Annotated in this window: 13 protein-coding genes; 3 read left to right on the top strand and 10 right to left on the bottom strand. The window is 46.9% G+C overall.

What is annotated here, in order from left to right; all coding sequences use genetic code 11:
* On the top strand, positions 1–1,437 hold the full coding sequence (gene pyk, locus KO518_RS14765) for a pyruvate kinase (protein WP_216026559.1): 1,437 nt from the start codon (positions 1–3) through the stop codon (positions 1,435–1,437).
* Positions 1,438–1,547: 110 nt separating this feature from the next.
* Here the strand turns inward: pyk and KO518_RS14770 are convergent, their stop codons facing one another.
* Entirely contained in the window at positions 1,548–2,099 is a 552-nt protein-coding gene (locus tag KO518_RS14770) for an NAD(P)H nitroreductase (protein WP_216026560.1), read from the bottom strand.
* A 106-nt stretch (positions 2,100–2,205) separates the two neighbouring features.
* Positions 2,206–2,814, bottom strand: a complete 609-nt coding sequence (locus tag KO518_RS14775) for a DoxX family protein (RefSeq protein ID WP_216026561.1) — start codon at positions 2,812–2,814, stop codon at positions 2,206–2,208.
* A 185-nt stretch (positions 2,815–2,999) separates the two neighbouring features.
* On the opposite strand from KO518_RS14775, the gene sppA reads away from it, so the two are divergent.
* On the top strand, positions 3,000–4,859 hold the full coding sequence (sppA, locus tag KO518_RS14780; RefSeq protein ID WP_216026562.1) for a signal peptide peptidase SppA: 1,860 nt from the start codon (positions 3,000–3,002) through the stop codon (positions 4,857–4,859).
* An 8-nt stretch (positions 4,860–4,867) separates the two neighbouring features.
* A complete protein-coding gene (locus KO518_RS14785) occupies positions 4,868–5,347 on the top strand; it encodes a SprT family zinc-dependent metalloprotease (protein ID WP_216026563.1) in 480 nt (159 codons plus the stop codon).
* 52 nt (positions 5,348–5,399) lie between these two features.
* On the opposite strand, the gene KO518_RS14790 is transcribed toward KO518_RS14785, so the two are convergent.
* From KO518_RS14790 to KO518_RS14825, 8 genes are all read right to left on the bottom strand, one after another.
* Positions 5,400–6,230: a sterol desaturase family protein gene (locus tag KO518_RS14790; protein WP_216026564.1), complete on the bottom strand. Its 831-nt coding sequence runs from the start codon at positions 6,228–6,230 to the stop codon at positions 5,400–5,402.
* Entirely contained in the window at positions 6,230–6,955 is a 726-nt protein-coding gene (locus KO518_RS14795) for a CDP-alcohol phosphatidyltransferase family protein (RefSeq protein ID WP_216026565.1), read from the bottom strand. Before KO518_RS14795 ends, KO518_RS14790 begins: the two co-directional genes overlap by 1 nt.
* On the bottom strand, positions 6,949–7,587 hold the full coding sequence (locus KO518_RS14800; protein ID WP_216026566.1) for an ATP-binding cassette domain-containing protein: 639 nt from the start codon (positions 7,585–7,587) through the stop codon (positions 6,949–6,951). The genes KO518_RS14795 and KO518_RS14800 overlap by 7 nt, the downstream gene beginning before the upstream one ends.
* Positions 7,577–9,328, bottom strand: a complete 1,752-nt coding sequence (locus KO518_RS14805; protein ID WP_216026567.1) for an ABC transporter permease — start codon at positions 9,326–9,328, stop codon at positions 7,577–7,579. Before KO518_RS14805 ends, KO518_RS14800 begins: the two co-directional genes overlap by 11 nt.
* Complete coding sequence (locus KO518_RS14810; protein ID WP_252736136.1) at positions 9,328–10,656, bottom strand: ABC transporter substrate-binding protein; 1,329 nt, start codon at positions 10,654–10,656, stop codon at positions 9,328–9,330. The genes KO518_RS14805 and KO518_RS14810 overlap by 1 nt, the downstream gene beginning before the upstream one ends.
* Positions 10,643–11,449: a DUF547 domain-containing protein gene (locus KO518_RS14815; RefSeq protein ID WP_252736222.1), complete on the bottom strand. Its 807-nt coding sequence runs from the start codon at positions 11,447–11,449 to the stop codon at positions 10,643–10,645. The genes KO518_RS14810 and KO518_RS14815 overlap by 14 nt, the downstream gene beginning before the upstream one ends.
* Positions 11,450–11,571: 122 nt before the next feature.
* Complete coding sequence (locus KO518_RS14820) at positions 11,572–13,725, bottom strand: FAD-dependent oxidoreductase (RefSeq protein ID WP_216026568.1); 2,154 nt, start codon at positions 13,723–13,725, stop codon at positions 11,572–11,574.
* A gap of 15 nt (positions 13,726–13,740) precedes the next feature.
* Positions 13,741–16,080, bottom strand: coding sequence for a TonB-dependent siderophore receptor (locus tag KO518_RS14825; RefSeq protein WP_216026569.1), 2,340 nt, complete (start codon positions 16,078–16,080; stop codon positions 13,741–13,743).
* Between the last annotated feature and the right edge of the window lie 6 nt (positions 16,081–16,086).

Below are 16,086 nucleotides of genomic sequence, written 5' to 3' on the forward strand. Positions count from 1 at the left end.
ATGACTAGAAGAACAAAGATACTTGCCACACTAGGACCCGCAACTGATACCCTGGAAATGATAGAGGCAATTATCGCTGCCGGCGCCAACGTCGTCCGCATGAATTTTTCACACGGTCAAGCCGAAGATCACATTGAGCGTGCGCGCAAAGTACGTCAAGCGGCGAAGAACCTCAATAAGTATGTTGCTATTTTAGGGGACCTGCAAGGTCCCAAGATTCGCGTTGCGCGTTTCAAGGAAGGTGCCGTAGAACTGGCTGTGGGTGCCCCCTTCATTCTCGATGCGGAACTCGGTAAGGAAGAAGGCGACATCAATACTGTAGGCATAGACTACAAAGCCTTGCCTGACGACGTAAACGCCGGTGATATTCTCCTTCTTGACGACGGCCGAATTCAACTTGAAGTTACCGAAGTCGTTGATCGCAAAGTACATACTGTTGTTACGGTAGGCGGCAAACTGTCTAACAATAAGGGCATCAACCGCCAAGGCGGCGGCCTTTCTGCAGAAGCGCTGACCCAAAAAGACAAAGAAGACATAAAAACCGCTGCAAAAATTGGTGTTGATTACCTTGCCGTTTCCTTCCCCCGTAGTGGTGCGGACTTAAACTACGCCCGCGAGCTTGCACAAGCTGCGGGATGTCACGCCCTTATTTGTGCAAAGGTTGAACGCGCAGAAGCGGTAGCCACAGATGAAGCTATCGACGATATCATCAATGCTTCCGATGCCGTTATGGTTGCCCGCGGAGACTTAGGAGTAGAAATTGGCGATGCCGAGCTGGTGGGTAAGCAGAAGAAACTCATTTCTCGCTCCCGTCAATTGAATAAAGTGGTGATTACCGCTACGCAAATGATGGAGTCCATGATTAATAGCCCCATGCCTACCCGTGCGGAAGTCATGGATGTTGCCAATGCCGTACTCGATGGTACTGATGCGGTCATGTTGTCAGCCGAAACTGCGGCAGGTAGCTTCCCCGTTGAAACGGTGAAAGCTATGGCGCGAGTATGTGAGGGCGCGGAAACGCACCCAAGTATTAAGTTGTCTAAGCACCGTATGGATGACATGTTTTCCACGGTAAGCGAAACTATTGCTTTGTCAGCGGTATATGCGGCAAATCACCTGCCGAGCATTAAAGCCATCGTCGCACTGACAGAAAGCGGTAACACACCGAAACTTATGTCGCGGATCACCACATCACTGCCCATTATCGCCATGTCAAGACATGATTCCACGCTTAACAGCATGGCGTTATACCGCGGTGTTAAACCCGTATTCTTTGATTCGCGAGACAGTGAACCAGGTCAGCTAAAACGCGACACGATGGAAGCTCTGAAGGCCATTGGTTTGGTTGAGGAAGGCGACAACGTCATCATGACTTACGGTGATGAAATGGAAAAAATTGGCGCCACTAACGCGCTAAAAATTGTCCAGGTTGATTAATCGCCCATTACAGGCAGTTACGTCTTTCTAGAAAAGGGGCTTACGCCCCTTTTTTGTATTGTTAGCCAGCTATTTTACTGCTGACAGTAATGGGCTGCATATCTCCCAACCTATTCCCATCGGGTAAAATAATCAGAAGGCGCCAGCGCCGGTTTATCAATGGAGGGAATAGCCGGTGTACCAAGGTAAAGGAAACCTATAATTTCATCTTCTTCCGCGAGTTCAAATGCGCGCCGCACCACGTCACAATGAGCGTATGCTCCCGTTCGCCAAATGCCGTTAAACCCTTGGGCCTGAGCCGCCATTTGCATCGCCATAACCGCACAGGATGCCGAAGCGATTTGCTCAACCCGTGGCACTTTTTCATGTTCCCTATAACAAGCGATAGCAACAATCACCATAGGCGCCCTTAGGGGTAACTGAATTGCCCGTTCAATTTCTTTTTGTGACCTGTCGTTTTCAATCGCTGACCGTTCAAAAATCGCGCCTAGTTCCGTTAACCCTTTTCCCTGACAAACTACGAAGCGCCATGGCGTAAGCCCCGCGTGGTCGGGGACTCTCAGTGCCGCACGCATAATATTATCCAATGATATACCGTCGGGCGCTGGGGCCTGCAGACGAGCCTGAGACTGACGATTAAGTAAAAGTGACAATGCGTCCAAGACAACTCTCCTGTTAACACAACTAGCGTCGCCCTAGAGGGCGTATAACATATACACGTTCGCGTAACTAAGACTATCCTACTTTCGAAGACGTAAAAAAACCATCCTATTTTGCTATTAAACGGGAGAACCAATAGTCGACGCTTACAAACCGACCTCCACCATACAAGCACAACACGAACAACATAATAAAGTAGGTGGCCGCGAATTCGATGCCATTGTTGAGAATAACGAACTTACCACTTGCTGTAAGCCATTCTATGTATCCGTGTTCAGCGAGTATTTGATTCGCCGCATTGAGTTTCTCTGGCGCCGACATCACAGTTTCGTTTAGCAAAATCGTCCCGTCGGCCAACCAGCTACTGGCATCAGCAATAGCAGGCCAACCGTGCTGCCAATGTACAGTAACAGCTGCCACTGCCATGGTTAGCATAAGAGGGATGCTGGTTAGCCTGGTAATAAAGCCCAACCCGATAAAAACACCGCCCACAAGCTCTGCAGCGATGGCCATGGAAGCGAGTAATACAGGAAAAGGAAGGCCCAACCCCCAGTCTGAATTACCAAACCAAGCCACCGTATTATCAAAGGCGCTATATTTGTTCCAACCCGCCTGCACCATTACAGGTGCAAGATATAACCTTATCAGTAACAGGGGTACCCCATCAGCCAGTACTAATTTCTTTTTAAACGACGTCCAGTAATGCCACATCGACATGTTTATTCTCCGCAGTGTTTTGTGTTAAGACCTTATCAAAAGAGCTTTCCTTTCATTTTTTTAGTTCTTGTTACTTCCGCACTGACACGGTTCGCGGTATCTTACAATTCATTACAATTTAATTTCGCGTTCCGCCATGGTTTAGTTACCATACAAGAAATACATAACCCGAGGTAGTAAGTTATATGACGGCTAGTAGAAGCTGGACGAAGTCGCTTTTTATCGGACTATGGAGTGTCCTAAATTTTTCCAGAAAACTGCTTTTTAACTTTATTTTCCTGTTAATTGTTATCGCGTTAATTATTGCGATCAGCAATAGTGACGATCCTGTCAACGTTAAACCTGGAAGCGCGCTTTTACTGCAATTGAATGGAAACCTTGTCATTCAGAAAGAACAAGTCGATCCCTTTGCGCAATTTATGCAGGAAGCATTTGGCGATGAGCCTGAAAATCCGGAAGTTCTGGTACGAGATGTTGAAAAGGTGTTAAGTAACGCTAAACAAGACAGCCGAATTAAAGCTCTTATACTGGATTTATCCGGCTTGCGAGGCGGAGGCCTGGACAAGCTGAGACGGGTAGCCGAGGCTCTGGACGATTTTAAACAGGAAAAACCCATTTACGCCATAGGAGACTACTATAGCCAGAATCAGTATTATCTGGCCGCACATGCAGATCACATCTATCTGAACCCTATGGGTAACGTGATGTTTGAAGGTTATGGACATTTTGGTCTTTACTTTAAAGACATGCTCGACAAATTGCGCATTACCACGCACATTTTTCGCGTTGGTACTTACAAATCTGCGGTAGAGCCCTATATCCGCAACGACATGTCTGATGCTGCAAAAGAAGCGAACAAATTATGGCTGGATGAGTATTGGGAACAGTACAAAGCAGATGTTGCCGCAGCACGTGGGGTCGATGTCGATAATTTTGACGAAACACTGGATTCTCTGCTCACTAAATTTGATGAAGCCGGCTCAGACTTTGCCCAATATTCACTGCAAAACGGTTGGGTTGATGCGTTGAAAACCCGGGAAGAAGTGAGACAGGAACTTGTCGGCTTAGTAGGCAGCAGTGACGACGAAATGGGCGTTAACGTAACTACTTTTAATACGTATTTGAAAGTGCTTTCGCCCCCCCTACCGAAATTGAAAAACGACAAAGACAAAATCGCCATAATTGTAGCTAAAGGTGAAATTTTCGATGGCAATCAACCTCAGGGAACAATTGGTGGTGAAAGCACTGCACGACTACTGCGCAAAGCGAGAAAAGATAAAGCCGTAAAAGCTGTGGTGCTTGAGGTAGACTCTCCCGGCGGTAGCTCTTTTGCGTCTGAAATTATTCGCCAAGAAGTTCTAGAGCTTCAAAAAGCTGGCAAACCGGTAATTGTATCCATGGGAACTTACGCAGCATCCGGTGGTTACTGGTTCTCCGCACCGGCAGATAAAATCTACGCATCACCAAGTACTGTCACAGGTTCCATTGGCGTGTTTGGAATGTTCTTAACCTTCGAAGATACTATGGATTACATCGGTATTCATACTGACGGCGTTGCCTCAACGGACGTAGCAGGTCTGTCTCCGTTCAGAGAACTTGATCCGCGTTTTGGTGCCATCCTTCAACGCAATGTAGAAACGGCTTATACCCAATTTATTACGATGGTGGCTAAGCACCGCAACATGACACCAGAAGCTGTAGACAAGATTGCACAAGGTCGCGTATGGCTGGGCTCACAAGCTTTAAAATTAGGTTTGGTTGACGAGTTGGGAGACATCAACGACGCTATTGCTGGCGCAGCTGAAATCGCCGGCTTAGAGGATTACGATACCTATTACGTTGAACGCACATTGTCTCCTCAGGAACAATTCTGGAAGGAATTCTTCGGCCAGGCTTTGATATGGGGCGTGAAAATGCAATTCGTTGACAGCGACAGCCATCTGCTAAAAATGGTGAAAAATGTGTTGGCTGAAGCCAGCCAGATGACTAAGTTGAACGATCCAAACGGCGTCTACACGCTGTGTCTGCAGTGTGAGGTAATATAGTCCGTTAAATGATAACGCAGGAAGACAAGCAGGCGGTAAAAGACGAAGTTTACCGCCTTTATCACATCGCCGAGACCAAATTGCAACGCCCTTTTCCTTTACCCGCGGTAACTTTTAGAAAAAGTGGCAGAAACGCTGGTACCGCATTTTTACAACAAAACAGGGTTAATTTTAACCCTGTTTTATTTACCCACAATGCCGACGCTTTTATAACTAATGTTATTCCACACGAAGTCTGTCATTTACTTACCTATCAGCTACACGGTCGCGTAAGACCTCACGGTGTAGAATGGCAATCCTTAATGCGAGGCCTGTTTAACGCACAACCGTCCACTACACATAACTTCGACCTGACTACACTACAACTCAATACCGTGATCTATCGCTGTAATTGCGGTGACATTCCGCTGAGCATTCGCAGGCATAATAAAGTACTTAAAGGTATGCAATACCGGTGTAAGCGATGCCAACAAATCCTAACGCGTTAACAGTTTTCGCAGTGTTTTCGCCAAGCAACATGCCGGGTGTTTCAGGCAAGATCTACTTCGAGGAATGCTCGTTGAAAGGCTGTAGTAGCAAGGCCAGTACTCCCGTGTTTTCTTTTCTCGCTGGCACGTCCTTTTGACCCACTGGCAAAGTTTCATCGCTGTAATGTGCCCGGGGCGTAAAACTGTTAAACAACCTGTCCCAACAAGATACACTAAAGCCAAAATTGGAGTTTGATTCAGCTTTATCCTGGCTGTGGTGAATGCGATGCACCCTTTGGGTGATCAGCAACCAACTGAGTTTTTCATCCCATTTTTGGGGCAAACGTATGTTGGCGTGGTTGAACAAGGCAAACCCATTTAAGGCCACTTCGAAAATCACAATGGCTACAGCCGGTATACCGAATAGCACCACAGCAGCCGCTTTTATAGCTAGACTAATTGCTATTTCTACCGGGTGAAAGCGCAAACCAGTAGTTGTGTCGACATGGCTATCTGCATGATGCATTTTGTGAAAACGCCACAATATCGGAATAGTGTGAAAGAATCTGTGCTGCCAATAGATAACCATATCGAGTAATAAAATGCACAATGCAATAACTGCAATGTGCTCTGGACCGGATCCAGGTGACTCAACCACGTCCATTTTTATTGCATTGAAAAGCCCCACACCTTCGCGTTGTGCCCACATTGAAACACCCACAAGAGTTGTCGGCAATAGTGACCGCGATACCAAAGCGCCTATTATCACCATTGACAAATTTCCTGGCCACCGATCTTTTCGACTCAGCAAGGGATGTCTGGCTGGCATTAATGCTTCCAGCACGGCCATACAAGTAAATACGCCTAGAAAAACGGTTAAACGCACTAAAATTGTGTTATCCACTAGTTTTCAGTCTCTCCTGTCTCCGGTCTCTTTGGCGCACTATCACCAGGGCGACTTTTGGTTTGAATTCCTGAATCAGCGTCTTTCGAATGCGTATTTGTGTCGCCACTTTCTACGCGTTGTAGTGTGAAAAACCCACCTGCAACCCTTGTTACCACAGTGATAGCGCAAGCTGCAGAAAAAATGTACGCCAAAACAGGAAAATACGCAGGCCAAATACAGAACGCCAGAAACACCACAATGGTTTCTGTGCCCTCGGTTAGCCCTTGCATGTAGTAGAAACTTTTATTAGCAAACTGAGGCCTGTCTATATGAAATTTTTCAGCGGCAATCGCAAAGGCGAGAAAACTACTGCCTGTGCCGATAAACGTAGCAAGTAACACCGCCGCAGGCATGCCCCACTCAGCAGAATTAGCAATACCAAACGCCAAAGGGATAGATGCGTAGAACAGAAAGTCTAAACAAATATCTAAAAAACCACCTGCGCTGCTGCGACTTTGTTGATAGCGCGCAAGTTCTCCATCTATGCCGTCAAATACCCGGTTTAAAACGATGCAACCCAGAGCCAAATTCCACCAATTAAGAATAATAAAAGGTACAGCAAATAGACCGATTAGAAACCCAGTAAGGGTGATCTGATTTGGCGTAATGCCCTTTTTATCAAGGGTTTTTATTAACGGCTTTAGCAGTGGTTTGATATACGGGGTAACTTTTGCGTCTAACATAATAGTAACTCTATAACTTCGCCGCCTGCTGCCAACGCATCGTCTTTGTCGTGAGTGACCAAGACGGCTGGTATACCGCGCGACTTAAGTTGATCGAACGTCCAACTGCGAATTTGACTGCGAAGAGCAAGATCCAATTTACTGAAAGGTTCGTCTAGCAGCACCACCTGAGGCTGAGAAGCCAAGGTTCTTATCAAGCTTACCCTTGCCTGTTGACCACCTGATAGCGTGTTAACTGCCCGACGAGCAACGCCCTCTAGTTCGACGGCTGCAAGTAATTTATTGATAGCATTGTTTCTTGCTTGCTTAGTTTCTTTTCTACTTGCAGGCATGGCAAAGGCGATATTTTCGCCCACGGTCATATGTTCAAACAACAACGCATCTTGAAACATAATGCCGACCTTGCGCAGATGTGCATCTATACCGGTAATTGCGACATCGTTGATTTTAATGTCACCGGTAAGGCTAAATGGCGACTGCAACTGACCTGCTATGGCTTGAAGTAAGGTAGATTTTCCCGCGCCACTTGGGCCCATTATTGTTAGAACCTGCCCTTTTTCCACACGTGCGTTAACCTTAAGAAGCAGTCGCTTATCACGATATATCGCGATATTCTCTAAACTAAGCACCATGTAATACGCCTTTTCTACTTTTATCTTTCAATGCGGGAGCACTCTTGCCGCGAGTTTTCACCACTATTGCGGGTACACACCACGCTATGACAAAACCAATGAGTGGCAAGACGGCTTGAATGATGACGAACACTGCGGTCAACCGGGTACTACTGCCCGATGCCGACGCCACCGCTTCCGTTGTGACGGTGGGTATAGTGCCCCCCGATGCCAATAAGGTAGGTAGATACTGGCTGAAGCTAATGGCCAGCCCCAGGGCCCATGCAACCACAATTGAATACAACATGGACGGAAGTTTGACCTGGAAGAATACCTGCCAGGGTGTCTTACCCATACTTTGGGCCACCATGGCATAGCGATTGTCGAACTTGCGATACGCCACCGCCATTGACAAGAACACATAAGGCACCACGTAAACCATATGAGCGATGTATGTGTGAAACCATACTGCGCTTTGTAAAACGAGTTGTTGAAACCAAACCAATCCGTACAAAAAGGCAACGCCAGGCACTAAAAGTGGAAAAAATACAGACAAAGTAAAGGCTTTCGCGGCATATGTACTGGCCGGCCTTAATTGTTCGCTTTCAAGGGTAAACAGCACCAGTATGAGCGATGACGTACTCACTCCTACGCCAAGCAATACAGTGTTCATTAGCGGCGCTGCCAGTGCGCCCACCGCCGTTTCCCAATGAAGTAAGGTAAGACCATCCGGAAACAATGCTGGAAAGGGCCATTGGGTCGCAACAGAATAAGTCAGCACAATATAAACCACTGCACTAATTAGAATCACATAAAAGGCGATTATGGCAACCCCAAACATCTGAACTGCACCATCGACAAACTGTCGCTTTCCGCTCACAAGGCTGCGTTTGCCAATGTGTTTTGTGATGCACTCGATGCCTAAAAACAAGAGTAGTGCCACGGCCGATACGGCAATTTGCACCACTGCAGCACTACTAGCCAGTAAGCGCATCGACAAATCAATATGGTTAAACCAATGCATAATAGCCACCGCCAAGGTACTTGGATTATTCGGCCCTAAAATGAGAGGAATTTCGACGTTAGACGTGGCAAACACCAAAACAGCTAAAATGGGCAGTTTTATTTGTGCGAAAATGGCCGGAACCACAAGCTTAAAAAAGCAAGCCACTGGAGAATAGCCTAAAGTAGTCCCTACTTTTGCGAAGCCAGTTAGCTTTTTTTGCATCAGCGGCTGTGACATCACGCTAAGCGCCATTAATATAATGAAAGGTAACTCTTTAAGGCTAAGCGCAAAGAGGACACTTATTCCAAACGCATCATATGGAAAAACCCCACCTCCTGAGGAAGGTAAACTAACATCACTGGCATACGCAGCTATGCGCGCAAAAAGACCAGACGGACTAAATGCGAATAACAAAGCAATCGCTGCTGCAGCGTGGGGGAAGACCAAAAACGGGCTAAGGATCCCCTGTATTTTACCAAGCATAGCCGACTGATAAAACGTAGCGAGAATGAAAAATGCCCCCGCGATTGCCACGAGCGTTGAACCTAAGCCTGTAAATAGAGATAACCAGATCATTTGCCATACGTCATCGAGAGAAAAAAGCGCAATAAAAACCGCTGTCGAAAACGTGTTGGCGCCTATGGCAGGGAAATACCCTAACGCGGGAAACACTACCCCAACCAACCCTGCCAATACGGGAATACAAAGTAGCAGTAACAAGCACCACCGCGTGATTAACGTGGTTTGAGCAAACACTAGTATCGCGCTCCATAGCGGGCATACCACGCATCGCGCAGAGCATCGGTCCAGCTTGCATGTGGCTCTGGCAACAGCATGGTCTGCTGTGACTTATCAAGTGCCGAATCGTGTATAGTATCGTTTTCGAATAATGCTTGTTGCCCTTTCGGAAGGATCGACATATCCAATACCGTATCGTCACCCCACACCGCCAATTTTTGTTTTTCAGCCTGCGCTTCTGGTGAAAGTAAAAAGTTGACTATCGTTTTTGCCGCTTCTGTATTACTCGAATTATAGGTTAAACCGATAAAGTGCACGTTGGCTAAACTACCATCCTGCATGACATAAGTGCGCACGTCTTCAGGTAAATCAAAGCGAGTGACCGCAGACGGGATCTCTGATGCTGTAAACGAAAACGCCAACGTCAATTCCCCAGTGCTCACGAGTCGCTGCAACTGCGAAGCCTGACGCAACATATAATTTCCGGCTTGCCACATGGTTGGATGTAACGCATCCAAATACGCCCACAGTGCTGGCAATACAGTTTGGAGGGATTCAGCAGTAACCGGTTGATAAAAAAGCGATTGATGCTCTCTATTAAGCACAATGACAGCGAATTTAATAAAGCTGATGCCTAAATAATCGCTGGGCACTGGGTAAGTAAAATGCCCCGGTGCTTTTTGACTGAACCGCAGCAAGTCTCGAATTGTGTTCGGAGGCATCAGGCCCAACGACTTCATATGTGCACTGCGATAATAAAACACCATTGACGCCTTGCCCCACGGAGCTTCCATCCCAAGCGTCGCTTCGCCAAAATCGGTTGTCATAGCCGTATTATAACGTGGGTTAGTCAAAGCAAAGTTCTCAAGTTCTTCAACCCAGGCACGAGAAAGCAAGTTGTGCTTTTTCATCGCCGCAAAATTTTCACCGTTTATCCAAATGAGATCGACGCTGCCGTTATGGTGGTTGCCCGCTGCTTTCTCAGCAAGCACGCGGGATACTGCGTCACTAGTATCTGCAAGTTTTATATGCTGGAGTTCAATGTTAAAGCGTTGCTTCACTTGCTCAGCGACCCACTGAAGATACCCATTAACTTGAGCACTGCCACCCCAAGCGTGAAAACGGACTATTGGCACCTTTCGAGTACCGCCATCCGCTGTTGTTGATTGAGAAGTGCTTTGTCCCGCTGAGTTTGAAACTGCGGCTAATGACAACGGTGCCACAACGAGCAAAGCCAACAACAACCACGGCCCCAGAAAAGCGCTCACTGGCAGCGGTAAGGTGTTCGTCGATAACGACAACGCGGTAGTTGGCAACAAAAAACCTGCCAGGCTATTGCGTATCATTGAGTGCCCAGTCGTATTCTAAAAACTCGATATTTGCATTCCCTTGCACTAACGCAGAGACCTGTTGTGGCGATAATTTTAATGCATCCTTGTAAAGCAAAATAAACTCGTTAAGAGTTGATGTGCCACGCCAGCTTTGACGTGTTTTTCCAGCACTTTCAAAATCGTCGCCATACCAATCGAAAATTTTCGACAGTTTCAATATATCTCCGTCCATTCTATTGCGTGAGGTATCGCTTAAAAATCGCTTAGTTTGCGCTTCTAACTGCAAATCTAACCTTGCGCCAATATAGGCTTCTTCACGAAGCGCCGGGCAACCAATGCTGGCACAGTTAACGGCAAAATGAATGCGAGGCTCATTGTACTTATTCCCTCCGCGGATAAGCTCGTGCTCAATTTCATCTAGCGTGCGCTTCTTACCAAGAAGAGGCGCAATTTCTTTTTTCCACGGAGAGGAAAAAAAGCCACCTAAATCGCGAATAGAATTAATACCCGGATATTTTGTAAGGATCAGTTCGATGGTATAAGCATTGTAGGCATTGATAAGAAACGCCAACTGGTCGTCATTTTCCCAGCTATCAAAAGTCGCTTTTGGAACCTTCGCCAAGCTCTCAAGATACGTTGTTAAACGCGCGCTGTCCCTTTTAAAACCACTGTAATCAACTTGCGTACTTGCGCCATTGGCAATGGGCTTTACATGTTCAACTAACAATTGATTAAAGCCAGTATGCAACGAATCTTCTGCCAATACCGAAAAATGTAAGCTTGCTGCCACGAGCAACAGGCTCCCCATCTCCACGCGCCCGACTCTTATTATTCCTGTTACGTAGTTCTTTACTCCAGGCAACGGTGATGATGTTTTGATTACGACTTTTTTAAATTGCTGCACTACTCGTTGTACCATTGCCATACTACCTATCCTCTTCGCCACGTGTGGAATTTCTCAACATAGCCAAGCAATTTTTCGGGTGCATTGGCGCGCTTCCAATTTCCTGCAGCGTACTTAGCGCCCTCTGCCCACGTAGGGTATGCGTGAATAGTTCCAAGAATTTTGTTAAGCCCTAAGTTGTGCTTCATGGCTATAACAAACTCAGCTAGCAGATCACCTGCGTGCTCAGATACAATAGTTACACCCAATATTTTGTCTTTACCAGGTGGCGTGAGCACTTTAATGAACCCTTTTTGCGCACTTTCAGCAACAGCGCGGTCGAGCTCCGCAAACTCATAGCGTGTGATTTCAACGTCCAGCCCCTGTTCAGCAGCTTCACGCTCGTTAATGCCCACTCTCGCTACTTCCGGGTCGATGAAGGTTGTCCATGGGATAACCCGGTAGTCAACTTTGAACTTCTTAAACGTACCGAATAGTGCATTAACAGCGGCGTACCAAGCTTGATGCGCTGCTACGTGGGTAAATTGATAAGGGCCAACCACATCGCCTGCGGCAAAAATATTCGGCATAAGAGTTTGCAGGTATTCGTCAGTGTCAATGGTTCTATCGAACTGAATACCTAAATCTTCAAGGCCGAAACCATGTAAGCGCGCTTTACGACCTACGGCCACAATCACTTCGTCATAGGCAATGGCGGTCTCGACACCTTTTTTTGCCACCACCAACACTTTTTCACCGTTTTGCTGCTCAAAGCGGAGGGCGTCATGAGAAGTCAGTACGTTAACCCCACTTTCCCGAAGTACAATTTCAGCATATTCGGCCACATCAACATCTTCACGCCCCATTAGACGAGGCGCTCGCTCTACCTGGGTAACCTCGCTACCCAAACGCGAAAATGCCTGAGCGAGTTCACAACCGATAGGGCCGCCACCAAGCACAATTAAACGCTTCGGAGCCTGTTCAAGTTCTGCAAACTTAGTCCATAAGGTATCAGACGTAACATAACCGCTTTGCTCTATGCCTGGTAATTCAGGTACAAATGGCGCAGCACCAGTTGCAACGACAATATTTTTGGTGCTCAGTGTTTGCGTGCCGCCGTCATTTTTCTTAATTTCGACGGTCCATGGGTCGATAATTTTGGCGTAGCCTTTAACCACATCTACGCCCAAACTGGTATAACGCTCTACGCTGTCGTTGGGGGCGATAGCAGCAATAACCTTGTGTACCCGTGCCATTACCTTTTTGAATGACATCGTAGGTGTTACCGATTCTAAACCGTAGTTTTCGGCATTGCGCATTTGATTGGCCACTTTAGCCGATTTAATGATAGCCTTACTGGGTACACAGCCATAATTAAGGCAGTCTCCACCCATTTCACCCGCTTCTACCAAAGTGACTTTTGCTTTCACCGCTGCAGCAATATAACTGGTGACTAAACCACCTGCGCCAGCACCAATGACCACTAAATTACGGTCGAATTTCTTCGGTTTGGTATACCCTTTGTAAACGCGGCTGCGATTGACCATCGCCACTATGCCCTTGGCAATCCAGGGAAATATACCAAGGAGCACGAACGAGAAAATAAGCCCTGGCGAAACAATGCCGGATAAGCTATCAATTTGCGCAAGCTGGGTGCCTGCATTAACGTACACTGCCGTGCCCACCAACATACCCACTTGACTTACCCAGTAAAATGTCCAGGTTTTAAGTGATGTAAGGCCCATAAGTAGGTTAATTAAAAAAAACGGGAAAACGGGCACTAACCGCAATGTAAACAGGTAAAATGCCCCCTGTTTTTCCACGCCCTCATCAATCTTCTTGAGCTTTTCTTTAAACTTGTTTCGCACGGTATCTCGCAGAATAAAGCGCGACACCAAAAACGCCAATGTAGCACCTACACTTGACGCAAACGACACAATAATTAACCCCTGAACAAGGCCGAACAATGCGCCAGCGGCCAAGGTTAAAATAGCGGCGCCCGGTAATGACAGTGCAGTCACCGCGACATAAATGGCAAAAAATACCCCAATACTCAGGACAGGATTTTCTGCTATCTGTGCCTGAAACGTATCAAGGGAATCTTTCATGCCCTGAAGGGTTAAGTAACTATTTAAATCAAAATAAAAAAAGCCAAATATGGCGGTAGCAATAACGGCTAATAGCGCTATCTTCTTAAACATAAAAATCCTTAGCGCTCAAAACGCGTATTGCATAGTAAGTTGGGCGTGACGCGGTACGTTTGGCATAACCAAGGTTGCGCCAAAGTATCCGCCCTCAAAAACCGGCTGCCAATTTTCTTCATCTGTGACGTTAATCACATCTAAACGTACGCGCAAATCATCAGTGACCTCATAGTCGGCATTTAAATCTATGGTGTACTGGTCGCGAATATGCACGGTTTGTAAAAAATCCAGCGGGAATGACTTGGTGTATAGCGCGCTGGCCCCAACCTGGAAATCATCAGCAGCTTTCCATCCAACGTTGATGGACACAATTTGTGGTGGAATTCCTTGAACCCGGCTATCTGAAGCTGGAAATGCGGCAAACGATGGAGACCCGACGCCCGAGCCTTGGATAATATCTGGACGACTGCTATCAAAGACATCTGTTACTTGGGCGGTATCCTGAAAAGCGGCAGCGTCATCGAAACGGGCATCCAGATAACTATAAGCAGCGTTTATCCATACGTCATCCGCTTGGTAGAACACTTGCAGTTCAAAGCCTTGAGTCTTCACACCACTGTTGCTGCCATCGCGGTTGCGCAAGCTGCGGGTTTGATCAAACAAAGCAGCTTCTGCATACCAATAGCTTTGTGGCGCGTATTTAACACCTATCTCATATAACGTATTTTCAGTGGCGAAGTTAAGCGGATCAATCTCATTGTCTCCCCCCAATACCGTACCGCCGGCCATACTGTTTGACGTGGCATCACTTTCTGAAAACGCGGCATAAAAATTGACGTCTTCAGTCAGCTTATACACTGCACTTAGCTGGTAACTGGTTAACGTGTCACTGTAGTTATCAGACGCTGCCTCAACACCTTCAGGGGCCAATGGGTCGCGCGCTGCCACATCGTAGTAATCGATTCTAATACCCCCGATAGTTGAAAATTTTTCGGTCCAGGTGGAGCGCTGCTGAAAAACCAAACCGGTTTGCCATGAAGCGGAATCAGTAGTGTCAGACAAGTTAAAATCACCTTTTCCGTCGCCATCTACATCATATTGTGCGCCGGGTGATACAAATACACCTGGGCGCAATTCAACCAAACGTGCTTTTTGCGCATCAGTGAGAGAAATGACTCGATTGGAAATTGGGCCCGTCAAATCAATGGGGTTATCTGCTTCGGTGGTAAACTGACTATAGCCCAAAACGTCGTTGTAACGCAGCGCGAACCCCACAGTGGTAAGTTGCTTATCACTCCATTGATAATCCAGTTCGGTGCGGTTTTCAAACGTATCAGCACCGTCAATAATTTCCACGAAGCTATTTTGCGCTATTTCCTCGCGTTCCAGGTATTGGTAATAAGTGATATTGCGAATCGCCACGTTGTCCGCCAATTGATACTCGAGATTGCTGCGGATAACCGTAGTCTCAGCCCCGTTAACATCGTCCGGATGCGTAAACACACGGTTTCGGGGAATAACCACTTCGCCCATAGGAGAAACAATCGCTCCAGCGCCGGGTACAGTGCTTCCGTTGGCTTGTACACCTTGACCGGTAATATATATGCCGTTATCGATAAGATCCTGAGTTGGACGATTTATTCCCGCGTTATCAGGATAGTCCGTATCATAGTATTCAGCACTTATACTCCACGTTAATACGTCACTCGGTGCATACCGATAGGCAACAAACAAGTTGGTACTTTCACGCTCGGCAAAATCGTAAAAACTGCCGTGATCTAAATATTCTGCGCTTAAGCGAATACCGCTTTTTCCCTCTTGCAATGCTGTACCGTAATCCAATTGTGCTGAATACTGATCCCACCGCCCGGCACGAAGCGTTACCTTTCCACGGCTATCAGACAGGGGAGCGAGCTTAGTTTGCAGATTTACAAAGCCGCCATTTCGCTGGGTACTGCCAAACAACACCGGTGACGGCCCTTTTACAACGTCTATCTGCTCTACACTGTTAAATGACAAGGGCAATCCAAAGCCATTGTTTCCTCCTTGGCGACGAATGCCATCTTGAAATAATTCACCTAACTGACCGCGAATACTTGGCAAACTTGGCGTACCGAATCCGCTGGAGGCATAGGCGTTGGGTGCGGCTTTTACGATATCGTGTAAATCGTTGATATTTAGCGCAGCTATTGCTTCTGCGGAAAGCGACGTAACTGCCCGAGGCGTATCGGCCACTGAGAGACCGTCGCCGAAAATTCCTTTTAACGTGTTGCCGCCAGGATTTAACGTATCTAGCGCTTGCTGAGTCCCTTTCACTTCTACCACTTCAATATCTGACACCTGTTGCGCCATTAGTGATTGACTTATGGCCATCGCAAGAGCGCCCATGGCAATACCTGTAACTGTTTTCATTCACGT

It is taken from the genome of Aestuariibacter sp. A3R04, assembly GCF_018860805.1.
Lineage (GTDB): Bacteria > Pseudomonadota > Gammaproteobacteria > Enterobacterales > Alteromonadaceae > Alteromonas.